Below are 21645 nucleotides of genomic sequence, written 5' to 3'. Positions count from 1 at the left end.
TCTTCTTATACCCTTGTGGAACCCGTTAATGGATATCATTGGCATTATTATGTCGGCAGGGCGAACCTCTGTTGATGTTGCACTTTACACCCTGATCCCGGTGATGGTAGTCATGCTGATTATCATGAGATATCTGGAACAGAAGGGCGTGCTTGACGCGATTGTGCGTGTGATGACGCCGATATTCAGGCCATTTGGCATCACTGGACTGGCTATTTTTTCGCTGATCCAGCTGAACTTTGTTAGTTTCGCCGCACCGCTGGCGGCGCTGGCGATTATGGAGAAACGCGGCACTTCCGACCGTCACCTCGCGGCAGCCCTGGCGATGCTTTTTGCCATGGGCCAGGGGAACGTGTTTTATCCCCTTATCCCTTTTGGCCTGCACTGGGGCGAAGCCGTGATCATTTCAATCGTCGGGGGGCTGGCTGCGGCGGCGTTCACCTATCACCTTAGCGGGCGCAGGCTGTCGACGGATTCCCTGCCGCTGGCGGAAAAAGAGAGACTGGAGGGTAATGCGCCTCAGGGGCTGATCGCCGTCATTAACGGTGCCGGTTCAGACGCAATTCGCCTGGCGTTGGGATCCGTTCCCATGCTTCTCCTGTCGCTGACGGTGGTGGGCATACTGAAAGCGGCAGGGGCTATTGAAGGGCTGACCGCACTGCTTGCCCCGCTGCTCGGCATGTTCAATATCCCGGAGATCTTTGTTATGCCGGCACTGACCAAAATGCTGGCAGGGGGCACCGCATATTACGGCGTGATGACGGAGTTGATACAGAAAGGGCTGATAACACCTCAGCAGATTAACGCCTCTGCTGGCTTAATGATTCAGACCTTTGATCTGCCTGGCATCGGTATTTTTCTGGGTATTGCCAGTCGCTTTGTCAGGCTGTTTCGTTACGTTATTCCCGGTGTTTTGCTGGGTATCCTGCTGCGCACTGTGATCCATCTGCTGCTTAACCATTAATACATAACCTGAGGGAGTACATTATGGTTTCCAAAAAAATTACGTTAGGAGCGACCGTCGCCCCGGTGAAATTTACCCAGGTTGAGCCTGTTCTCCTGACAGATGACACGATTCTGGCGCGAAAAGCAAAAATCCTGGATGGGATGAAGAACGAAGGCTTCGATTGATATACGCAGACAAAGAGCATGGCGCTAACTTCGCCTATCTGACGGGATTTATTCCGCGTTTTGAAGAAGGCCTGCTAATTCTGGAAACCAGTGGCAAATGTACGCTGGTGCTGGGCAATGAAAACCTGAAGCTTGCGCGCTTTTCACGCGTGCCGGTCACGCTGGCACACAGCCCGTACTTCTCTCTGCCAAATCAGCCAATGGATAACGAAGCGCCGCTGGAAAGTATCTTCACCGACGCCGGGCTTAACAATAAAAGTAAGGTAGGGCTGGTGGGCTGGAAGATGTTCACTCCGGCGGCCGGGAACGGTCGGGGGCGCGTGCGACCTGTAATGCAAACGAAATTGCTCACTATGAATACGGCGCTAACCTCGCATCAAACTGTATTCTTGATGCCATCAATGCGATTGAGGTTGGCGTCCGTGAAGTTGATCTCGGCGCGCTGCTGGCCGCTGAAGGCCAGGACAACACGGTGGTATCCATTGCCGCCACTGGTAGCCGCTTCGATAAAGCCAATATTTACCCGAGCTATAAGAAAGTGCAGAAGGGTGATCCGTTATCATTGACCACTGGCTTTAAAGGCGGATTGTCCAGCAGAACCGGTTTTGTCATTGCCGATGAGAGTGAATTGCCTGCCGGGCAGGAAGAGTGGTTGCAGCGTATGGCTAAACCGTATTTCGCTGCGGTTGTCGCCTGGCTGGAAAATATTCACTGTGGCATGACCGGCGACGAGCTTTACCAGTTGGTGGAACGTGTATTACCGAAAGAACGCTATGGCTGGCACCTGAATCCGGGTCACCTCGTTTCAGATGAAGAGTGGATGTCTTCCCCGGTCTATGAGGGGTCGGATGAACCGCTGAAAAGCGGCATGATCATGCAGATTGATATCATCCCTTCGGTCGCGGGTTACACAGGCGTTAGCGCGGAAGAGTGCGTGGTACTTGCGGATATCACGCTTCAGGCAGAGATCAGCAAACACTATCCGGCGTTATGGAATCGTATTGAGACGAGACGGCGTTATCTGCGTGAGGAAATTGGCATCAACCTGAGTGAGGAAATACTGCCATTGTCCAATACCGTGGCTTATCTGAGGCCTTTCTATCTGGCAAAGAATCAGTCACTGTTTGTTGAGCGCTAACTGCTCCGGATTTATTGTTTCGCATAGAACATCGTCATTTTATTGAAGTATCTTGAAGAGTATTAATGAAAATTTCAATTGCTGTTTTATTTTTTCTGTCATTTACGTCTTATGCACAGTCTCATCTCAGCACATGGGGAACGACCTGTGATGACGAGGGTTTTTCAATTCAGTTAAGTAAGATCCCCAGTCCGTTTATTGTGAATGACAATCAAATTATCATTTCAATCCATTCAAAAGAGATCTCCGCTAATCAGGTTGCTGTGTATTTTGATAAGCCGCTTGATCTTGGTACAGGTGGAATGAACCTTGCGTGGGATAGTTTCAGCACAACGAAATCGGTGGCTGAAATGACCATTAAGGGCAGTTCAGGATTGTTCAGATGGTACGGTTTCTTTGATAAAAGTAAGAAAAAATATGTTTGGGTTGATGGTCCAGATTTTGTGCAAGATCATACGAAAAATGGTCTGATTAAACTTAAGAGATGCGATTAATATACTATTTTAACATGGGAGATGGGGCACTTCTTCATTGATGTCAGCCGGGTCCGGACGTGGTGCAAAGCCAGCAGCACAGGGCTGCTGGCCAGATAAGCTTGTTGCCGTATTCGCTCATCATTGCTCTTTCTCCGCCATCTAAACCCGTCGACTGAACAGGGTGTATTACACATCCAGCCGATGGATGACGCTGACAAACTGGTGCACGCCGCGATTAATTTCCTTCAGGCTCCGCGAGAGGTCGCTGATTTTATCCTGTTCGGTGACCACGAATTGTTTTACCGCATCCAACTGTTGATACACATTCACTTCTACGACGGACGTTATTTTTTGCGTGGCGCTGGCGGTCGATGCAGCCTGTCGGCGGACTTCCGCAGCGACGACACTAAATCCGCGTCCGGCTTCGCCAGCCCGCGCTGACTCAATGGCGGCATTCAGTGCCAGAATATTGGTTTGTGCGGCAATAACGTTAATTGTATCAACGACTTCAGTAATACTTTTGGCCGAAGCATTGAGCTTTGCGCCAATCTCGGTTGCGGCATTTACCTGAACAGCAACCAGCCCGGAGTTACGCACCGTTTCTTCCAGCACCTCATTGGCATTATGCGTGATTTGCGAGGTTTCTTCTGAGGTGGTAACGGCGATATCGGCCACCCGTTTTGCGGCTTCGACACGGGTTGTGATATCAGATGCGATCTTAATCACCTTACAAACATGGCCATCAGCGTCATAGACGGGATTGTAACTGGCTTCTAACCAAATGCGCTCACCGCTGGCCGTTTTACGTTCAAAGCGCCCAACAAAGTGCTGACCTTTGCCAATTTTTTTCCAGAAATCGGGGTTTTCACGATAAAAACTTTCATAGCAAAAGATGCGATGATGCTGGCCCACAATATCAGACAAGTTAAAGCCCATATGGGTAAGAAAGTTGCTATTAGCCGTAAGAATCTGACCGTCAGGCGTGAATTCGATCACCGCCATGGATAGGTCCAGCGCAGTGATCACTGCTTCTTTTTGCTCTAACTCATGATGGCGGGCGGTGATATCGGAGGCGACCTTAATCACTTTATAAACAATGCCGTTATCATCGGTAACAGGGAAATAGGTGGCGCTGAGATAAAAGCGCTGATGCTGTTTGCTGAAACGTTCAAAGATACCCGTTACCGATTCGCCTGTTGCGAGAGTCTGCCAAAAGGCACTGTAGCTTGCTGAACGGCAGTAATCCGGTTTGCAAAAAATCCGGTGATGTTTTCCCTGAATCTCACTCAGTGAGTAACCAGTGACATCGAGAAATTGTTGATTGGCGTTGAGAATCTCTCCATCAGGCGAAAACTCAATCCATGCCACATGCTGTTTTATTGCATTGATGTCCCGGGTGATGCCGTTACTTTTGGACGAGGGCAGTGAAAAACTCGATTTTTTCATACCAAACATAGAACACCTCAGGAAGTTATCAACATCTCGATGAACCAGATACGCGCAGGCCGGTTTGTGGACATCGCCATCGCAACTGAATTCTTCTCGGCAAGCCCATAGTGGGCTGAATGTTTTTCCAGGCGGGACACTTGGTCATCAGTCAGTCACGAAAGATGGTATCTCTTTACACCCAAAGGGTGCTTGCCGGGATGATTGTCTGTGCATTCCTGGTGTTCTAACAAGTATGGTGACGGGCACGTAACTGGTGTCCTTAACGGGTATCGGCAAATGCGTGGAAAGGTTCAGGGAAAAATGAAAATAATTGCACGGCATTGCAGAGTTGGCGTCGCTACGCGAATTCTACGAAAAGAGAAGGGGAGTTATCCCCAACTTTTCACGTAGCGCCACATTGGTGTACCGTTGGCACTGAGAGAAGAGTAGATGTAGATTCAGTCAGGAAAAGAAGGCGAGCCGGTTGCAACCAGCGGGAGTGCCTCCTGATATTCAATTTAACATAATATACATTATGCGCACCAACGTAGCGGTACGTTGAATCTGATGTTTATCCGCGGTTTATCCTCTACTGTTCACTGATGCCGTCTGAAGCTCTCTCTCCACTGATGAAACTCACAGCTAAGGCTTGGTGTGACTGGCTGAACACTCAGCGCCAGTAAGTGCCAACCGAAGATGGTGTTCAATAAACGCCGTCTTGAAAGCACTGTAACGATGAACATCGTTGCCACTTGCCAGCACCGCAGCACGTTTTATTTCGGCATACTCTTCTGCTGCGTCCTTGTTGTTGATCAGATAATCCCGGAACGCCAGATGCTTTATGATTTGGCTGTCGCCTACAGCAAAAGCATGAACCTGATGACTGCGTTGATCGCCACCTTTAGTGAAATATCGACGATTGGGGATGCCATTTTCACCACGGGCTGTGTAGCCATTGAGCTTCATTGCAGCATTGGCGTTATCCAGTTCTGTCAGCCCATTCACCTCTAACAATATGTCTATGACGGGTTTTGCTGCCAGCTCGGGTACTGACGTGCTGCCAATGTGGTGAATGCGGAAAATAATATTGCCCAGGGTGGCCAGTAATAGCGCGCTTTCTGCCTCGAATAGATCGGGCCACCGCTTGTCGTAAGCGGTCACAGTCACGGTCCGCATGAGTACCCTCCTCCTTTTGCTCTGTGTAATGACCTTAGCACTTAGATTAATACGGGATCTATGCTACAACTTTTCAGATTGTTCAGTGACAGATGCTTTTCATTTCATCTTTGCATTATCGTGCACCACTTTTTAAGGGAATATTGACATGTTTCACCTTATCTTCAGCATACCGAGTTGGTATGTTATCGCCCGTTTTCTTATCCCGCTTTCCATGCCCATTGCTCTAAAAATCCTGTTATCGCTGCTGGTGCTGCTGGCTTCTCAGTATCTGCTGGTTAGCCGGTTCACCTCTGGCAGCATTTTTGCGCCTGAAATGCCGCGCATGGTGATTATTCTCTTCAACTGGGCGTTCAGTGCGGTGCTGTTCCTCGCGCTCACGCAGTTGGTGATTGATGTGGTCGCACTGATTTCAGTCTGGCTACGTACGGCGTTCAACAGGCCACCCGCGTTCCCGCGCTGAAAGATGTCACTCTTGAGGTCGCCAATTTGCCGCAGGCATTTGAAGGTTATCAACTGCTCCAGCTCACCGATTTGCACATCACCCGGCTTTTCAATGCCAGCTGGACGGCGTCCATGGTGAAACAGGCAATGTCGCTGAATGTGGACCTGATCGTCATCACCGGTGATGTTATTGATGGCACCCTGGAAAACCGCCGTAACGATGTCGAACCGCTGCGCGGTTTGCATGCCCCGGATGGCGTACTGGCCATCACCGGCAACCACGAATACTTCTTCGAACAACAGGCGTGGACGGAGCATCTGGCTTCCTTAGGGTTAGATCCCCTGCTCAACCGCCACAAGGTGATCGCCCGCGGAGAGGCAAAACTGGTGATCGCCGGCCTGACCGATGCGTCAGCCACCGCACGAGGTGCTGATGGTCCTGATCTCACCCAAGCATTAGCAGGCGCACCGGAAAACGCACCGATTGTGTTACTCGATCATCAGCCCAAAAATGCGCGTGAAAATGCCACACAGGGCGTCGATATCCAGCTTTCAGGCCATACGCACGGTGGCTTAATCTGGGGATTCGATCGGCTGTTTGCCAAACCCAATAATGGTTTTGTTTCAGGCCGTTATGATGTGGATGGCATGCAGCTGTACGTGAATAACGGTACCGGCCTTTGGCCCGGTATGGCGGTGAGGGTCGGTCGCCCATCGGAACTGACCCGTATCACCTTGACGCGTAAGAAGTAATACCGGCACCCCGCTCACGCCCTGAAAAAGGGAGAGCGGGAACGCCTGACGTCAGCGCAGTATTCCCCACTGGAATAAGATATTTCTATAGTTTTTTCTCCAGTTAACACCTTGAAACATTATGGTTTTACGATACAAAAAATGCCTGATAACAGAGTAGAGTAACGGGTCTGGTTGTTAATAAATTGATGGATGAATGTAATAAATGAAAGGAATGCCGCCAATTATTCTTGCCCTGCTTGCTGGCTCACTGGTGCTGACAATTGTCACGCTGCCCTTTCTGACTATTTACCTCACCGAGCACTATAATCTGCTGCCCAAAAGTGTCGGCATCATTATGGGGGCAAGCCTTGCTATCGGTATTTTCAGCAGTCTCTACGGTGGCTACCTGGTCGATAAATTCAGCCACCGCTTGTTGATTGGTTTCTCTATCAGTCTGTTCGCCCTCAGTTTTTTCTTGCTGCCGCTACTGCCAGAGGTCGGCAGTGTGGTCGTGGTAATCGCCCTGCTCAACGCATCCTATGCGCTACTGAGCATCACCATCAAAGCCTGCATTGCCGCGTGGCTTCCCGTCGAGAAACGTGTCAAAGCATTCTCGATGAACTACACGCTGATCAATGTGGGCTGGGCCGTTGGCTCTTCATTAGGTGTCTGGCTGGCGGGGTTTGACCCAACGCTACCGTTTATGATTTCGGGCACTCTGGCGCTGGTCACGGTTATTGCGCTGATGGTGGGATTACGCAATATCCCCAACAGCCCTGCGCGTAACGATGTTGAGCTGAAACCACTGGAAAAACCCGACTTACGCCAGACTTTATCCATCTTGATGCGTGATCGCTGCCTGATCTATTTCACTCTGGGCAGCACCTTCGGTGCGATTGTTTTTGGGCAGTTCACCGGATATCTGTCGCAGTACCTGATTATTATCGCGGATGCCGCTTACGCCTATAAAGTGATTGGCGCCATTATGATCACCAACGCGGTAATTGTTATTGCCTTTCAGTACGTGATGAGCAGCCGCATGAAACAGGACAACCTGCTGAGATGGTTATTTTTCGGCACGTTATTCTTTATCCTCGGTCTGGCCGGCTTTATGCTCGCGGGGCCTTCGATACTGCTGTGGATGATAGCGATGGTGATTTTCAGTTTCGGCGAGCTGATTGTAATCCCCGTGGAATATATGTTCATCGATTTCATCGCGCCCGATAATATGAAAGGCAGTTACTACGGTGTACAGAACCTGAGCAATATCGGCGGTGCCGTTAACCCCGTACTGTGTGGATTCTTACTCAGCTATACCCCTCCACCGGTCATGTTTATTGCCCTGATAGGCTTCTCCGCAGCCGGGTTGCTGTTCTTCCGCCATGGGCATCGGTTGGCGATGAAAAGAACGATAGCCTGAGTCTCAATCTATTTTATACGCACCTATTTCACTGGCTGAGATACCCAGCAGCATATAAGAATATAAATAGTGAGTTTCACCCTCTTTAGATCAAAGAAGCTTTGATGTGCTCTGATTATGATCTCGCGCCCTGCCAGGGAGTGCTGGCGAGGGTTGAACCCTTTCAACATCTTAATCAATATTTCTGGGGATTTATGGGCACCGTTAAGTTAGCTAATCCGGCTCCGCTAGGCCTGATGGGTTTTGGCATGACCACCATTTTGCTGAACCTGCATAATATAGGGTTTTTCCAAATGGATGTTATTATCCTGGCAATGGGCATCTTTTATGGCGGCATCGCGCAAATATTCGCGGGTCTGCTGGAATATAAAAAAGGGAACACCTTCGGTTTAACCGCATTTACCTCTTACGGTTGCTTCTGGCTGACGCTGGTCGCGATTTTACTGATGCCGAAAATGGGTCTGACAGAGGCAGTAAACGGGCATTTCCTCGGGGCGTATCTGGGTGTGTGGGGCGTGTTTACGTTATTCATGTTCTTCGGCACCCTGGCAGGCAACCGCGCACTTCAATGTGTGTTCTTCAGCCTGACCGTGCTGTTCGCCCTGCTGGCGATTGGCCATCTGGTGGATAACCCGGCGATCATTCACGTTGCTGGCTGGATTGGTGTTGTCTGCGGAGGCAGCGCGTTTTATCTGGCGATGGCTGAAGTGCTGAATGAGCAATTCGGTCGCAGCATCCTGCCTGTGGGTGAAAAACACTAACTTACTTTAAGTGGCCATCGGCAACGTGGCCACTCAGCCCCTTTGTTAGCCACGTACTTATTCTCTATCACATTAATAGGGTTATCCAGATGTACCGCAAGCTCAGAATGCACTATTTTAAAACCACACAATAAAAAGGTGGATAGAGAAATGAGCCAATCGTCGGAAAACCCAAATGCTTCAGCCGCGCAGTGTCCTTTCCACGCGGGAGCCGCCAAACCCATTGCAGGCAGTGGCACCAGTAGCAATGACTGGTGGCCAAAACAGCTAAGAGTCGATCTTCTGAGCCAGCATTCCAACCGTTCCAATCCCCTCGGCGTTGAAGAATTCAAGAAGCTTGATTACCCTGCCCTTAAAGCCGATCTCAAAGCATTACTGACCGATTCTCAGCCGTGGTGGCCCGCTGACTGGGGTAATTATGCCGGGCTGTTTATTCGTATGGCCTGGCACAGTGCTGGCACCTACCGCATGGTGGATGGTCGTGGCGGTGCCGGGCGCGGTCAGCAGCGTTTCGCCCCGCTCAACTCCTGGCCGGATAACGTCAGTCTGGATAAAGCACGACGTCTGCTGTGGCCGGTGAAGCAAAAATACGGTCAACAGATCTCCTGGGCTGACCTGATTATTCTGGCGGGGAATGTGGCATTGGAAAACTCCGGTTTCCAGACGATTGGCTTTGCGGCGGGCCGCCAGGATGTCTGGGAACCCGATCTGGACGTGAACTGGGGCGATGAAAAAGAATGGCTGACGCACCGTCACCCGGAAAGTCTCGCCAGCAATCCTCTGTCTGCCACTGAAATGGGGCTGATTTACGTTAACCCTGAAGGCCCGAACGCCAGCGGCGACCCGGCCTCGGCAGCGGCGGCCATCAGGGCAACCTTCGGCAATATGGCGATGGATGACGAAGAGATCGTTGCCCTGATTGCCGGTGGCCATACGCTGGGCAAAACCCACGGCGCGGGCGAAGCGACCCACGTTGGCGCTGAACCTGAAGCGGCATCGCTTGAGCAGCAGGGACTTGGCTGGGTCAGTACTCACGGTTCGGGCATCGGCGCGGACAGCATCACCTCAGGTCTGGAAGTGATCTGGAGCCAGACGCCAATGCACTGGAGCCATTACTTTTTCGAGAACCTGTTCAAATATGAGTGGGTGCAGACCCGCAGCCCGGCGGGCGCGATCCAGTTTGAAGCTAAAGATGCGGAAGACCTGATCCCCGATCCGTTTGATGCAACGAAAAAACGTAAACCGACGATGCTGGTAACCGACCTGACGTTACGTTTTGACCCTGAGTTTGAGAAAATCTCACGTCGTTTCCTGAACGATCACAATGCGTTCAATGACGCCTTCGCCCGCGCCTGGTTCAAACTGACCCACCGCGATCTGGGGCCGAAAAGTATCTATCTGGGGCCTGAAATCCCGGCGGAAGATTTTATCTGGCAGGATCCGTTGCCTGCTGCGGTGCATCACCCGGTGCCTGCGGATATTGCCGCGGTGAAAAAGCGGATTGCGGACTCCTCTCTTTCGGTGAGTGAGCTGGTATCAGTGGCGTGGGCCTCTGCTTCCACCTTCCGCGGTGGCGATAAACGCGGTGGTGCCAACGGTGCGCGTCTGGCCCTTGAGCCGCAACGTCACTGGGAAGTTAACCGTATCGCCAGTCGTGTGCTACCTCAGCTTGAGGCGATTCAACAGCAGTCAGGGAAGCTCTCTCTCGCCGACACGATTGTTCTGGCAGGTACCGTGGGCGTTGAAAAAGCGGCCGCAGCTGCGGGCGTCCTGATTGATGTGCCCTTCTTACCTGGCCGGGTGGATGCGCGCATTGAGCAAACGGATGTGGCTTCCTTTGCGGTACTTGAACCGGTTGCTGACGGTTTCCGTAACTACAAAAGTGGCAGAAGCAGTGCATCGACAGAAAATATGCTGATCGACAAAGCGCAGCAACTTACGCTGACCGCACCTGAGTTGACGGTGTTAATCGGTGGGCTGCGTGTTATCGGGGCGAACGTCGATAACACCCCGCACGGTGTGTTTACCGACCGGGTGGGTGTGCTCAGCAATGATTTCTTTGTCAATCTGTTAGATATGGGCACCGTCTGGCGCGCAAGTGATGACGCTAAAGAACACTATGAAGGGCATGATCGTACCACTGGTCAGCTGAAATACACCGCAACACGTGCAGACCTGGTGTTTGGTTCCAACGCAATACTGCGTTCACTGGCGGAAGTGTATGCCAGCGACAGTTACCAGCATCAGTTTGTGCTCGATTTCGTCGCTGCCTGGACGAAAGTCATGAATCTCGATCGTTTCGACGTTCAGTAATTCCTGCGGGTAAGCGGATCCATGCCGCTTACCCTTTTTCTCAACGCCTGCGTTATTTCCTCTCGCTGGGGACGTACGATAATACTCCCGCCACCCCGCCTGCACCGCCATCCTTCGTATGATTTACTCCGTCAGTGACATTCAAAGCGGTAAAATCAAACGGCGATACGCCTTCGAGGCAGGCCGCATTGACCCCGTACTGATGAGGATTCGAGCGGCTCTGATGGAAGGTATAGATGCCGCAGACAGAACAGAAATAGTGTGCCACTTCCCGGCTGTTAAACCGATACTCCGTCAGCGCTTCTTTGCCCTTTATCACATCGATTGCTGACGCAAACACCACCACGGCGCCCCGCATCCGGCAAAAAGTGCAGTTGCAGCGCCGCGCGCTATTCAGGCCATCAATAAGTGTCACGTTAAAGGCCACTGCGCCGCAGTGGCACTGAGCAGAAATGTTCTCCGTCATCGTCATAATCCCGTTATCAGTTGAGGAGCCAGCTAACATTATCTGCGCTCCTGGTGACAATACTGTGATGTCGGCTCAGGAAAAATTTTCCAACATCGACATAAAGGAATGCCGGTCACCATGGCCTTCCGTCAGCCGCACCCGCCCCTCAATATCGGCAAGATGGTGGTCCATCAACGCCCGGGCCTTACCTAAATCTTTCGCTTTGAGCGCCGCGACAATCTGGCGATGATGGTCAGCACCGCAATCATCTTTGCGATCCTCCTCATACAGCGACATCACCAGCGACAGCCGCGCAACAATCTTCGTCAGCATCTCGGTCAGCACGGGATTACCGGCCAGCTCTGCCAGAACGATATGGAACTTGCCGGACAACACTGTTTTCGATTTCTCGTCGCCATGATGATGGATCTGTTCTTCTTCATCTGCCAGCTTTTCCAGGCTATCCAGCTGCTCTGGGGTGGCCCGATCCACCACGAACGCCAGCAGGATACCCTCCAACTGACGCCGGGCTTCAAACAAGTGCCTGGCCTGCTCAACGCTCGGTTCGGCAACAAAAGTGCCGCGATTTCTTTTGCGCTCCAGCAGATGATCGCTTTCCAGCACGCCCAGCGCGCCCCGCACCACCGTCCGGCTCACGCCGAAATGTTCGGCGATAGCTTCCTCAAGAATTTTACTGCCGGGCTTCAGCGCCCCTTCACCAATTGCCGCCGCCAGCGTGACGCGAATCCGCTCGGATACGTCATCATGACTGTCGGCGCTAGCAACCGGTGTCGCCCTGGCACGCGTTTTTTTCATTAGCTTGTTCATCCTCTGTCTGAACCCTGACCGCATGCTGAGTACGTTACCGCAACACAACGGTGACTGCCTTCTATATCGTGATAATGATATTGATACGTAACCGGGTTATAACACGATACCCTGAGCGCGACAGGTGGCCCGGATATGTGCTGCCGATTGCTGAATAAAACGAATCGCTTCATTAAACCCGTAAGATTGATGCTCGTAGCTTGGGTAACCGTAGCGGCTACGTTCATAACTTTCCCAGTCTTCAACCTCGCCAGCGGCAACGCGCTGAGCACAGGCATCAATGGTGGCAAAATACGCCTCCAGCTCGCTGGCCGTCAGGTCGGGATGCCCGGCGCGCCAGAGCGGATCGTCAATCTGAATACACTGACGCGGATGAGGACGGCGTCGATTATCGTCGGTCGATTGGGCGATTTCCAGCGACAGATTCAGCTGTGGGTTGACCTGTGCCAGAATCGACAGAATAGCAGCAAAATCCACCACGCCGCTGCCACATGGGCGCGGCTGAAAATCCAGTCCCCCCGGAGCGCGTCCAATGTACGCATCTTTAATATGGGTCTGACGCACCCAGGGTGTCTGTTTCTGCGCGCTCCTGGTGATTATTTGCACCAAAATAATGCCCTTTCTGCACCACAATCGTCATTTCACGTAAGGAATTTTCTTTCGAATTATAAGGTGTAATTTAATTCGCACAGAGTTGCGAAACTTTGATTTAAATTAATAATTGTTTTATTTCAATGCGTTATTTGGTTTTCCGCCCCTTCCCCCAACAATCTGGCATACGGCTTGCAGTTTCCTTGTCATCAACCCATTCGTCTTATGACAGCGACTCATCACCAGGGAAGCCCTATGCAAGATAAGCAACATACCCTTGAACGTAAGCGCCTGAGCGTGCAGGGACTGACCCACAGTTACGGTGGCAACAACGCGGTGAGTGATGTGTCATTTACCATTGAACCGGGTGAAATTGTGGCGCTGCTCGGGCCAAGCGGATGCGGTAAATCCACCGTGCTGCGAGCCATCGCCGGACTGATCCAGCCAAAGACAGGCAAAATTGTTCTGGGGGACCAGGAGCTCGCGAACGTGTCAGCCAGGGCTCGCGGCATCGGCATGGTATTCCAGAACTATGCGTTGTTCCCCCATCTCACCGTGGCAGAGAACATTGCCTATCCGCTGGCCTGTCAGCAGATATCCCGCGCGGAACGTAAGCAACGCGTGGCGGAGATGCTCTCCCTCGTGAGACTGAACGAGTTTGGTCATCGCCTGCCGCGTGAGCTATCCGGTGGCCAGCAGCAGCGTGTTGCCGTGGCCCGCGCCATTGCTGGCCGCCCTTCACTGCTGCTGCTTGATGAGCCTTTCGGCGCGCTGGATCGGGCACTGCGTTTCGATCTGCAGGTTGAGTTGCTGCACCTGCAAAAAACCCTGGGCATTACCACGCTGATTGTCACTCACGACCAGGAAGAAGCGCAGAGTCTCGCCAGCCGTCTGGTCCTGATGAACAAAGGGAACGTCGAACAGATCGATACGCCAATGGCGGTCTATGACCAGCCGAAAACGCTGTTCGTGAATACGTTTATCGGTCAGACCAATCAGCTGCAAGGGACCGTGCTGCGTTTCGATAACGACACCACATTGATCGGCCTGCCCGACCAGAGCACCGTGCGCCTGCCGCGCCGTCTGAACTTCACTACCGGTTCAAAAGTGACGCTGACTTTCCGTCCTGAAGAGGTGCGGCTTTGTTTGCAGCCAGGGGAAAACACCCAGCCCGTACGCATGACAGTATCGGTGCCGCTCGGGCCAACGCTGCTGCATGACCTGGCACTGGAAGACGGTACCCGTCTGAAAGCGTCAGAGGTACGCGGGCCGTCAACGTTTATCCCCCAACCCGGATCCCAACTTTTTGCTGAGATTGACACTGCCCGCTGTCACGCCTTCCCGGCTGAACCGCTTCCCATGAATCAATAACCCAGGTGAACACTATGAAAAATGTAGAAATCAGTCGTCGTCGGTTTGGTCAGTTAATGGCGGGTGTCGCCGCTTCCGCCATGCTGCCGTTTTCACTGCGTGCGCTTGCCGCCGCAGGCAGTGGAACCGCCGTCGCCGCGACGTTCCCGGGGAACTGGGAAGATGCGTATCGCACTATCCTGACGCCGATATTGAAAAAAGAGGGTTATGACCTGACGGTGTCCCCTGCGATGGCCCAGGACCAGCTGGCAAAAGTGCTGGCCAGCCCCGGAAACCCGCCTTACGACACGCTGTTGATGTCGCCTGGACAGATGACAGTCGCTATTGAAAAGGATCTGATCCAGAAAATTGATCCGTCACGCCTGAAAAACTGGAACCTGCTTGATCCGGCATTCCAGGGCGAATATGGACCGACGGTCACCGTTGAGGTCAATGGCATTGCCTACAATCCCGACCTGGTGCCGCGCCCCAAAGGCTACCGCGACCTGTTCGAGAATCCGGCATACAAAGGCCTGGTGTCCTGGACCGGATTTGCCTCGAACACCGCCGTAATGGCGTATACCGAGCTGGCAAAAATTTACGGGACAGGCCCGGATGACATGGCCGCGGTCTTTAAACTGTTTAAGGAACACCCGGAGCAGCTCACCAGCATCGTTGACAGTACCAACCATCAGATGACGCTGTTCCAGCAGGGTGAAATTGCCGTGTTTATGTGCAGTACCGGGAATGTGGCGCGACTGAAAAGCCTGGGGTTAAACGCGGAGTTCGTACACCCGGAGAGTGGCTCACCGGCCGCCCCGGTGAATATTCATCTCACAAAAGGCAGTAAAAATCTCGATGCGGCCTATGCCTATATGGAGCTGCCTATGTCACGCGTGAGCAGCTGAAATCGTTGGTCTACCCGGACTGGGCTGCGATTAACAAAAACCGTGATAACTGGATACGCCAGTTTGATTCCCTGGTTGCCGGTTAAGGTGATGTGATGAAACAGAGCGGCTTTCCTTATGTTGTCCCCATGTTATTGCTTTCACTGGTTTTTTTTGCCACACCGCTGGCGGTTCTGGTTGGTTTCAGCTTCACGTCCGGTGACGGTGTCACGTTAAGCCATTACGCGCGTTTCTTTGGTGATAGCTTTAACTTCCGTGTGCTGATGAACACCGCCAGGCTGGGGATTGAAACGGTCATAGGAACGACACTGCTGGGCGTGCCGATTGCCCTGCTTTACTGGCACAGCGGGCGTCACTTACGTCAGGTGCTGATCTTCCTGACGCTGATTCCGATGCTGACCAGTAACGTGGTACGCACCTTTGCCTGGATTGTCATCCTTGGCCGCCAGGGGCCGATCAGCGAGGCGCTGATGGCCATGGGGATAACGGGAATGCCGACCAGCCTGATGTTCACCGAAACCGGACTGGTGATGGCGATGTGCCAGATTGATCTCCCGCTGATCATTCTGCCGCTGATCGCCATTCTCTCACGCACACCTTATCAACTGACCGAAGCGGCTCAGGTGTCCGGGGCGGGCGCATGGCGAATTTTGGTCACCGTGCTGCTGCCGTTGATGCTGCCCGGCCTGCTGGCAGGCTGGATACTGGTGTTTGCCAGCACCAGCAGTTCATTTGTTACCCAGGCGGTGATTGGCGGCGCGCGTAATGTGTATGTCCCTCAGCTGATTTACCGCGAAGTGGGTACGCTGTTCGACTGGCCGCTGGCTTCCGCTATTGCTGTGGTGCTCCTGGTGTCCACCGGGTGCCTGCTGGTCGCACTCACGATGATTTCACGCCACCGGAGACTGAACGGTCATGCTTAATCGACGCGAAAACCCTGTTCCCGGCCTGATGTATAAGCTCTTTGTCTACGGATTTGGCTCGCTTTGCGTGATCTATCTGGTGGCCCCGATAGTGATTGCACTGATGATGTCATTCACCTCCGGGCAGACCCTGAAATACCCGCCGCAGGGTTTCTCTCTGCGCTGGTACGAGGCCTTGTTAGATCCGGTCCGGTCAGCCACGGAGCACGTTGCCGCCGGAAACTCGTTAAAAATCGCCGCCCTGGCCGTACTGGGTGCGCTGATCTTCGCCGTGCCTGCCACCATCGGTATGACGCGGATGAAGCGCAGAAATGTCAGCACCATAGAACCGTTGCTGCTGGCACCGCTGGTGCTGCCAAGTCTGGTCTACGGGCTGGCTGCGCTGATTGTTGCCAATTTTATCGGCTTCCCGCCGTCATTGTGGCTGACCATTCTTGGCCATGTGGTGGTGTTTGGCCCCCTGATGTATCGCGCCGTGTCGGTGGTGGCGCAGGGGATGAACCCTTCGCTGGCGGAAGCCTCGGCCACGATGGGGGCCAGCTGGTTTATGACGCTGCGCCGCGTCACCTTACCGCTGCTGATGCCGGGCATTATGGCAGGGGCGTTTCTGGTGTTTATTCAGTCTCTGGATAATGTCTCGGTTTCGCTGTTCCTTGCCGATGCCCGCACCACCGTCTTGCCGCTGCGTATGTTCGCACTGATCGAGGAGTCGCTCGACGTTCGTGTTGCGGCCATCTCCGGGATTTTAATCGCGATCACCCTGCTTGGTCTGCTGGTCGCCCGGCGCGTGCTGGCACCGCGACCACAGCAACCCTGATTTTTTGACGACAAGGAAAGACTATGAATACTCGTGCGACTCAGGCCGCTGGCTATCGCATTGGCGCGCTGCTGGCCGATTTCCAGCCGGATTTTGAATTTTCAGCGCCGCTGCCGTTACCGTTAGAAGAGTTCGAAGAACGTCTGCGTAAAGTGCGTCGTCAGGCGGTGGAAGCGGGACATGATGCGATTATCGTCCATGCCGGGAGCGTTGGCTGGTTCCATGCCTCTAACCCCTGGCTGCGCTATCTCTGTGACTGGATGCGTGAAGGCGTGCTGATCGTCCCGACCGACAGTGACAAACCGCTGGTACTGCTCTCCTTTTTCACGCAGTCGGTATTGCTTCCCCCCGGTGGTGAGCCGCTTCTGGTTGATGAAATCTGGCAAATTGGCCCGATTGGCCGCGAATATGCCGACCGCCCCGGCGATTCGGTGGTCAAAACGGCAGAAAAATGTGCTGAGGTGCTGGCCCGTTTCGGGCTGTCAAAAGCGCAGATCGGTAAAATCGGTGATCGGACCTCGTTAACGTTCTGGGCGGCGCTGGCATCGCTGACACCCGCCGCGAAATATGTTGAGGATAGTGCCATCCTTGAGCGTTTGCAGAAGGTCCGCTCGCCGCGTGAAGTTGAGATGTTCCGCGCAGCCGCACAGCTCATCAGCATTGGCACCCAGGCGGCCTACCATGTAACGAAACCGGGCGTCACCGATCATGAAATCTATGCGGCCTTCAGCTGTGCGCAGCTGGCGTTCGGCGGTGAAACGGGTGATGGCTATCAGATCGGCATTAACGAGTTCGGCACCCACTGCGGCAAACCTTATGGTCACGTTGTGCGGCCGGGCGATCTGATCAATCTGTACATTTCCAACGTGACCTGGCGCGGCTATACCGCTCAGACCGCGCGGATGATTGCGGTGGGTGAGATAACTGAACGTCAGGAGCGGGTGCTGGCCGCCTGTACCGCTGGCGTGAAGCTGGCCGAAAAACTGATTAAACCGGGGGCGCTGATGCGCGATATAAACAACGCGGCGTTTGCACCGATGATTGATGCCGGGCTGCTGACCTCCCCGGAGGCGCGCACCATGCCCTATAACTGGTCACCGATGCCCGACGGAACAGCGCGTCTGATCCCACAGCAGTATGTGCCTGATGCCGATTATGAAGCCCAGGGTCGCATAACCCAAACCTGGGCCATTCGGTCGGCATGGCGGGCGGTCAGAACAGTTTCAACATCTCCTCTCATAACTACGATCGTCTGGAAGAAGGCATGATTTTTGTGATGCACACACAGTGGCTGGAGCCGCTGTCAGCGGGCTGCAACATCGGGGATTGTTACGTTGTCACGAAAGAGGGGTTTGAAAATCTCAGCCGCCATACCCCGCTGGACACTCACCGCATAACTGCCGGAGTCTGAAATGAAAAATATGCCGGGACATACCTGGTTTGACTTTGCCCAGTTGGGCGAACGCGATCGCTATAAGCTGCTCATCGGGACGGTCATCCCGCGTCCCATCGCGCTGGTCACCACCCTGAGCAAGGACGGTTGTCGCCATCGGCGTGGAAAACTATGCGGATATGCGTTTTAAAGATACGGCGCGTAATATCCGTGAAACCGGGGAATTTACAGTGCATATCGTGGATGATGCACTGGTTGAACAGATGGAGATCTGCGCGATTAAATTCGGTCCTGAGGTGGACGAACTAGCGTTAGCCGGGCTGGAAACTACACCCGGTAAAATGGTGCGCAGTCCGCGGATTCTGGCCGCCCCGGCCGCGCTGGAGTGCCGTCGCCATACCACTTTACAGGTGGGCCCGGCGCGCGAGATTATCCTCGGTGAAGTGTTGGGCGTTTATGTCCGCAGCGATGCGGTTAACCTGGAAAACCTGCACATCGACCAGCAGTTGATGGATGCCGTTGGCCGCATGGGCGGGCACACCTATACCCGCACGCGCGACCAGTTCGATATCAAAACCCTGAGCAGCGAGGAGTGGGCGCAGCGGGATGTCGCGGTGAAACCTGCCGTGGAATAAGCTCAGGTCTTCTGGCGGCCGGGCCACCCGGTCAGCCTTTTTGCCGTGATGGCATCATCCTGATCAGGGTGTTATCACGAAAAATATAGTGATGCACCAGTGCCGCCAGCGCATGTAAACCAATCAGCCAGTAGCCGAGGGGCGCCAGTACGGGTGCCAGTGGATCACGTTTCCGACAGTTCAGTATCGGGCACGGCGGCCACGGGCATCGGCAGTCCGTACAGGCTCCACTCCCCGCCCCAGAAGTAATGGGAGGTCAGTGCCAGCGCGGGCAGGGAAATAAACAGTGCGTAAATGCAGGTATGGGTTAAATGGCTCAGCGCGGTATGCCAGCGTTTCGGCGCGGGAATAATCGCGGGCGATCGTTTGCGCAGACGGATCATCAAACGCATGATCATGGTAATCAGCACTGTTGCCCCGGCGGTCACGTGGGTCACTGCAATAGCATAACCGTGCCAGGTTCCCGGCTGTGCATAGTCGCTGATCAAAATGGAACCATAAGCCAGAAGCAGCAGAAACACCGTCAGCCAGTGCAGCGCAATCAAAGGGAAAGTGTATTTTTTTTGCATTACCCGCAGAGTCATTGAATAAGTTTGCGCGCAGTATATCCGGCTAACACGTTTTAACCACAGGCAAAATTTACCGATAGGCGCCAAAAAACCTCGTTCCACCACGACGTTTTGGCCGCCGCTGTGGCACAATATCACCCGGACCTATTCCTGTTATCCCTCTGCCATCGCGAGGCACCATCATGACATGCCGCTCTGACTGCCCCTGTAAAAACCCCGGACGCCCCCAGGTTCCCTGCGGGAAAGATGTTTAACGATCAGCGCGGCCGCGCCCTGCTGGTAACCGGCAAAGCAGGCCGTTTCCCGGATGCCCGTTACACGGTCTTAGACATCCGCACCGGGAACGCGGCGGAATACAGTTACCCGGCATTAGTCAGAAAAGAAAAAGGTCGTTAACAGGATGGGGGATATCAGCCCCCTATTTCACCGCGCCCTCGGTCACGCCGCTGATAAACTTGCGCTGGAAGATTAAAAACACCGCCATCAACGGCAGGATAACGATCATCGCGCCGGCCATCAGCACCGGAATATCAATGGTGTTGCGGTTCTGGAATAACATCATGCCGATGGGTAGCGTGCGCAGCTCATCTTTATTCACCAGAATCAGCGGCATCAAAAACTCATTCCACGTCCAGATAAACAGCAGCAGCGCCAGCGTTGATAGCGTCTGCCCGATGGCGGGCACCAGCAACCCCCAGAGAATTTTCACCCGTGATGCGCCGTCCATCACCGCCGCTTCCACCAGCTCTTTCGGCACCTGCTGAAACGCACTGGCAATCATCAGCGTGGTAAACGGCAGCGACAGCGCGATCTGCGGAATGATCAACGCCAGATAGGTATTGGTCAGCCCCATCCAGCGCAACTCATGGTAAAGCGGAATGATAAACGCCTCGCTCGGTAGCACCATGCCGAGGGCAAACATCGCGGCAATCATTTTCTTACCGGGGATCTTCAACCAGGCGAACCCAAACCCCGCCAGAATGCCGAGAAAAATACTGCACACCACCACCGGGATCACCACCAGCACAGAGTTCAGGAAATAGACATTAAAATGCCCCTGCTGCCAGGCCGTGATGTAATTTTTCACATTGAAAGAGCCAGGCAGCGTAAACACACCCTGAAACAGCTCCATCTGCGTTTTAAATGAAGTCAGCAGCGCCAGCATAAACGGCAGCACGGTGAGCAGCGCCACCACCCAGATCAGCGCACGGGAACTTACCGGCGTTTTGTGCATGATTAACGCTCCTTTAACGCCAGATGAATCAGCCAGTTAATCAGCAAGACGATCACCATACTGAAGACCGCAACCGAAGAGGCATAGCCGAAATAGTGCAGGTCGAAGCCCTGCTTATACATAAAGATATTGGTGACCATGGTCGAGGTGCCGGGGCCGCCCTGCGTCATCACATACACGAGGTCGAACGTTTTCAGGCTGGCGATCACCGTCAGCAGCAGTGCGATACGCACCTCAGGTCTTAACCCCGGCAGCGTGATGCGCATAAATTTTTGTCGTCTTGACGAGCCATCAAGATCGGCCGCTTCCAACAGTGACGGATCCATACGTTGCAGGCCCGCCATAAACAGCACCAGACAAAAGCCGAAGAAATACCAGGTCGCGACCATACCAACGGCGGGCAGCGCCCAGGTAAAATCGCCCAGCCAGGAGAGCGCCAGATGTGGCAGGCCGATGGCGCGCAACAGCTGATCGATGGGGCCAAAGGCCGGGTTATACAGCCAGCGCCATACAACGCCCAGTACCGCCATCGGCATAATGTACGGCAGGAAGAACAGGATGCGCAGCAGACTGCGTTCTGTATTGCTGCGCATATCATTCAGGAAACTGCACAGCAGCAGCCCAATGCCGATAGGCAGCAGCGTATAAAACAGCATCAGCAGGGCGTTGTTCCCCAGCGCAATCCAGAACACCGGATCGCTGAACATCCGCATATAGTTACTGATACCGGCAAATACCGGGGACGAGGTACCGTCCCATTCGGTAAAGCTGATACCCAGCGATGCCAACAGTGGCAGCAGCAAAAAGACGCCATACACCAGCACCGCAGGAAGAAGATAAAGAAAATTACGCCAGGGGCTTAGATTCAACATAAACGGACTCACAGGCCAGAACGTCTGACTGCCCGGCAGGATTGCCGGGCAATGC

21 protein-coding genes and 3 pseudogenes are annotated in these 21645 nt (G+C 53.6%); 16 read left to right on the top strand and 8 right to left on the bottom strand.

The window, feature by feature from the left end; all coding sequences use genetic code 11:
- The first annotated feature begins 28 nt into the window (after positions 1-28).
- From WH277_RS18095 to WH277_RS18080, 3 genes and pseudogenes are all read left to right on the top strand, one after another.
- Entirely contained in the window at positions 29-964 is a 936-nt protein-coding gene (locus WH277_RS18095; protein WP_339506166.1) for a nucleoside recognition domain-containing protein, read from the top strand.
- Positions 965-987: 23 nt separating this feature from the next.
- Positions 988-2269, top strand: a pseudogene (locus WH277_RS18085) (M24 family metallopeptidase).
- A gap of 65 nt (positions 2270-2334) precedes the next feature.
- Positions 2335-2763 (top strand): hypothetical protein, encoded by a 429-nt coding sequence (locus WH277_RS18080; protein ID WP_339506163.1) that lies wholly within the window; start codon positions 2335-2337, stop codon positions 2761-2763.
- 168 nt (positions 2764-2931) lie between these two features.
- Here the strand turns inward: WH277_RS18080 and WH277_RS18075 are convergent, their stop codons facing one another.
- Both WH277_RS18075 and WH277_RS18070 read right to left on the bottom strand, forming a co-directional pair.
- On the bottom strand, positions 2932-4200 hold the full coding sequence (locus tag WH277_RS18075; protein ID WP_339506161.1) for a methyl-accepting chemotaxis protein: 1269 nt from the start codon (positions 4198-4200) through the stop codon (positions 2932-2934).
- Between the two features lie 615 nt (positions 4201-4815).
- On the bottom strand, positions 4816-5349 hold the full coding sequence (locus tag WH277_RS18070) for a GrpB family protein (RefSeq protein WP_159338140.1): 534 nt from the start codon (positions 5347-5349) through the stop codon (positions 4816-4818).
- A 148-nt stretch (positions 5350-5497) separates the two neighbouring features.
- On the opposite strand from WH277_RS18070, the pseudogene WH277_RS18065 reads away from it, so the two are divergent.
- The 4 genes and pseudogenes from WH277_RS18065 (at position 5498) to katG (ending at position 11022) form a co-directional block, all read left to right on the top strand.
- Positions 5498-6546, top strand: a pseudogene (locus WH277_RS18065) (metallophosphoesterase).
- Positions 6547-6751: 205 nt separating this feature from the next.
- A complete protein-coding gene (locus WH277_RS18060) occupies positions 6752-7948 on the top strand; it encodes an MFS transporter (RefSeq protein WP_339506160.1) in 1197 nt (398 codons plus the stop codon).
- Between the two features lie 194 nt (positions 7949-8142).
- The gene (gene satP, locus WH277_RS18055) at positions 8143-8709 is read left to right on the top strand and encodes an acetate uptake transporter (protein ID WP_339506158.1); all 567 of its coding nucleotides are present in this window, start codon (positions 8143-8145) and stop codon (positions 8707-8709) included.
- A gap of 150 nt (positions 8710-8859) precedes the next feature.
- Positions 8860-11022: a catalase/peroxidase HPI gene (gene katG / locus WH277_RS18050; protein ID WP_339506156.1), complete on the top strand. Its 2163-nt coding sequence runs from the start codon at positions 8860-8862 to the stop codon at positions 11020-11022.
- Positions 11023-11074: 52 nt separating this feature from the next.
- Here katG and WH277_RS18045 read toward each other — a convergent pair whose 3' ends face one another.
- The 3 genes from WH277_RS18045 to WH277_RS18035 form a co-directional block, all read right to left on the bottom strand.
- Positions 11075-11488, bottom strand: a complete 414-nt coding sequence (locus WH277_RS18045; protein WP_339506406.1) for a GFA family protein — start codon at positions 11486-11488, stop codon at positions 11075-11077.
- 75 nt (positions 11489-11563) lie between these two features.
- Positions 11564-12286 carry a GntR family transcriptional regulator gene (locus WH277_RS18040; protein WP_159338145.1) on the bottom strand — a complete coding sequence of 241 codons (723 nt, stop codon included), beginning with the start codon at positions 12284-12286 and terminating at the stop codon, positions 11564-11566.
- Positions 12287-12394: 108 nt separating this feature from the next.
- Positions 12395-12862, bottom strand: a complete 468-nt coding sequence (locus tag WH277_RS18035; protein WP_339506154.1) for a hypothetical protein — start codon at positions 12860-12862, stop codon at positions 12395-12397.
- Positions 12863-13144: 282 nt separating this feature from the next.
- Here WH277_RS18035 and WH277_RS18030 point away from each other — a divergent pair, with 282 nt between their 5' ends.
- From WH277_RS18030 to WH277_RS17995, 8 genes are all read left to right on the top strand, one after another.
- On the top strand, positions 13145-14260 hold the full coding sequence (locus WH277_RS18030; RefSeq protein WP_197931278.1) for an ABC transporter ATP-binding protein: 1116 nt from the start codon (positions 13145-13147) through the stop codon (positions 14258-14260).
- A gap of 14 nt (positions 14261-14274) precedes the next feature.
- Positions 14275-15147, top strand: coding sequence for an ABC transporter substrate-binding protein (locus WH277_RS18025; protein WP_339506151.1), 873 nt, complete (start codon positions 14275-14277; stop codon positions 15145-15147).
- Positions 15148-15242: 95 nt separating this feature from the next.
- Complete coding sequence (locus tag WH277_RS18020; protein WP_159338147.1) at positions 15243-16070, top strand: ABC transporter permease; 828 nt, start codon at positions 15243-15245, stop codon at positions 16068-16070.
- Positions 16063-16887, top strand: coding sequence for an ABC transporter permease (locus WH277_RS18015; RefSeq protein WP_339506149.1), 825 nt, complete (start codon positions 16063-16065; stop codon positions 16885-16887). The genes WH277_RS18020 and WH277_RS18015 overlap by 8 nt, the downstream gene beginning before the upstream one ends.
- A gap of 23 nt (positions 16888-16910) precedes the next feature.
- A complete protein-coding gene (locus tag WH277_RS18010) occupies positions 16911-18155 on the top strand; it encodes a M24 family metallopeptidase (protein WP_339506147.1) in 1245 nt (414 codons plus the stop codon).
- Complete coding sequence (locus WH277_RS18005; RefSeq protein WP_339506145.1) at positions 18089-18298, top strand: hypothetical protein; 210 nt, start codon at positions 18089-18091, stop codon at positions 18296-18298. The genes WH277_RS18010 and WH277_RS18005 overlap by 67 nt, the downstream gene beginning before the upstream one ends.
- Position 18299: 1 nt before the next feature.
- The gene (locus tag WH277_RS18000) at positions 18300-18470 is read left to right on the top strand and encodes a hypothetical protein (RefSeq protein WP_339506143.1); all 171 of its coding nucleotides are present in this window, start codon (positions 18300-18302) and stop codon (positions 18468-18470) included.
- Entirely contained in the window at positions 18460-18915 is a 456-nt protein-coding gene (locus WH277_RS17995; protein WP_339506141.1) for a flavin reductase family protein, read from the top strand. The genes WH277_RS18000 and WH277_RS17995 overlap by 11 nt, the downstream gene beginning before the upstream one ends.
- Positions 18916-18946: 31 nt before the next feature.
- On the opposite strand, the pseudogene WH277_RS17990 reads toward WH277_RS17995, so the two are convergent.
- A pseudogene (locus tag WH277_RS17990) lies at positions 18947-19484 on the bottom strand (cytochrome b/b6 domain-containing protein).
- Positions 19485-19730: 246 nt separating this feature from the next.
- On the opposite strand from WH277_RS17990, the gene WH277_RS17985 reads away from it, so the two are divergent.
- On the top strand, positions 19731-19880 hold the full coding sequence (locus WH277_RS17985; RefSeq protein ID WP_159338149.1) for a hypothetical protein: 150 nt from the start codon (positions 19731-19733) through the stop codon (positions 19878-19880).
- Positions 19881-19902: 22 nt separating this feature from the next.
- Here WH277_RS17985 and WH277_RS17980 read toward each other — a convergent pair whose 3' ends face one another.
- Both WH277_RS17980 and WH277_RS17975 read right to left on the bottom strand, forming a co-directional pair.
- A complete protein-coding gene (locus tag WH277_RS17980) occupies positions 19903-20718 on the bottom strand; it encodes a carbohydrate ABC transporter permease (RefSeq protein WP_171148521.1) in 816 nt (271 codons plus the stop codon).
- A 2-nt stretch (positions 20719-20720) separates the two neighbouring features.
- Positions 20721-21590 (bottom strand): carbohydrate ABC transporter permease, encoded by an 870-nt coding sequence (locus WH277_RS17975; protein WP_133846545.1) that lies wholly within the window; start codon positions 21588-21590, stop codon positions 20721-20723.
- Positions 21591-21645 lie beyond the last annotated feature (55 nt).

This window comes from Erwinia sp. MYb416 (assembly GCF_037479575.1).
Lineage (GTDB): Bacteria > Pseudomonadota > Gammaproteobacteria > Enterobacterales > Enterobacteriaceae > Erwinia > Erwinia rhapontici.
This window is presented reverse-complemented; position numbering and strand designations above follow the sequence as displayed.

Excerpts from the sequence above, each read along its gene's own strand:
- WH277_RS18080 (WP_339506163.1), top strand. The coding sequence starts at position 2,335 with ATGAAAATTTCAATTGCTGTTTTATTTTTTCTGTCATTTACGTCTTAT.
- WH277_RS18015 (WP_339506149.1), top strand. The coding sequence starts at position 16,063 with ATGCTTAATCGACGCGAAAACCCTGTTCCCGGCCTGATGTATAAGCTC.
- WH277_RS18010 (WP_339506147.1), top strand. The coding sequence starts at position 16,911 with ATGAATACTCGTGCGACTCAGGCCGCTGGCTATCGCATTGGCGCGCTG.
- WH277_RS18025 (WP_339506151.1), top strand. The coding sequence starts at position 14,275 with ATGAAAAATGTAGAAATCAGTCGTCGTCGGTTTGGTCAGTTAATGGCG.
- WH277_RS18030 (WP_197931278.1), top strand. The coding sequence starts at position 13,145 with ATGCAAGATAAGCAACATACCCTTGAACGTAAGCGCCTGAGCGTGCAG.
- WH277_RS17975 (WP_133846545.1), bottom strand. The coding sequence starts at position 21,590 with ATGTTGAATCTAAGCCCCTGGCGTAATTTTCTTTATCTTCTTCCTGCG.
- WH277_RS18005 (WP_339506145.1), top strand. The coding sequence starts at position 18,089 with ATGGCGGGCGGTCAGAACAGTTTCAACATCTCCTCTCATAACTACGAT.
- WH277_RS17995 (WP_339506141.1), top strand. The coding sequence starts at position 18,460 with ATGCGTTTTAAAGATACGGCGCGTAATATCCGTGAAACCGGGGAATTT.
- WH277_RS18000 (WP_339506143.1), top strand. The coding sequence starts at position 18,300 with ATGAAAAATATGCCGGGACATACCTGGTTTGACTTTGCCCAGTTGGGC.
- WH277_RS18095 (WP_339506166.1), top strand. The coding sequence starts at position 29 with ATGGATATCATTGGCATTATTATGTCGGCAGGGCGAACCTCTGTTGAT.
- WH277_RS18070 (WP_159338140.1), bottom strand. The coding sequence starts at position 5,349 with ATGCGGACCGTGACTGTGACCGCTTACGACAAGCGGTGGCCCGATCTA.
- WH277_RS18020 (WP_159338147.1), top strand. The coding sequence starts at position 15,243 with ATGAAACAGAGCGGCTTTCCTTATGTTGTCCCCATGTTATTGCTTTCA.
- satP (WP_339506158.1), top strand. The coding sequence starts at position 8,143 with ATGGGCACCGTTAAGTTAGCTAATCCGGCTCCGCTAGGCCTGATGGGT.
- WH277_RS18040 (WP_159338145.1), bottom strand. The coding sequence starts at position 12,286 with ATGAAAAAAACGCGTGCCAGGGCGACACCGGTTGCTAGCGCCGACAGT.
- WH277_RS17985 (WP_159338149.1), top strand. The coding sequence starts at position 19,731 with ATGTTTAACGATCAGCGCGGCCGCGCCCTGCTGGTAACCGGCAAAGCA.
- WH277_RS18045 (WP_339506406.1), bottom strand. The coding sequence starts at position 11,488 with ATGACGGAGAACATTTCTGCTCAGTGCCACTGCGGCGCAGTGGCCTTT.
- WH277_RS18060 (WP_339506160.1), top strand. The coding sequence starts at position 6,752 with ATGAAAGGAATGCCGCCAATTATTCTTGCCCTGCTTGCTGGCTCACTG.
- WH277_RS17980 (WP_171148521.1), bottom strand. The coding sequence starts at position 20,718 with ATGCACAAAACGCCGGTAAGTTCCCGTGCGCTGATCTGGGTGGTGGCG.
- WH277_RS18075 (WP_339506161.1), bottom strand. The coding sequence starts at position 4,200 with ATGTTTGGTATGAAAAAATCGAGTTTTTCACTGCCCTCGTCCAAAAGT.
- katG (WP_339506156.1), top strand. The coding sequence starts at position 8,860 with ATGAGCCAATCGTCGGAAAACCCAAATGCTTCAGCCGCGCAGTGTCCT.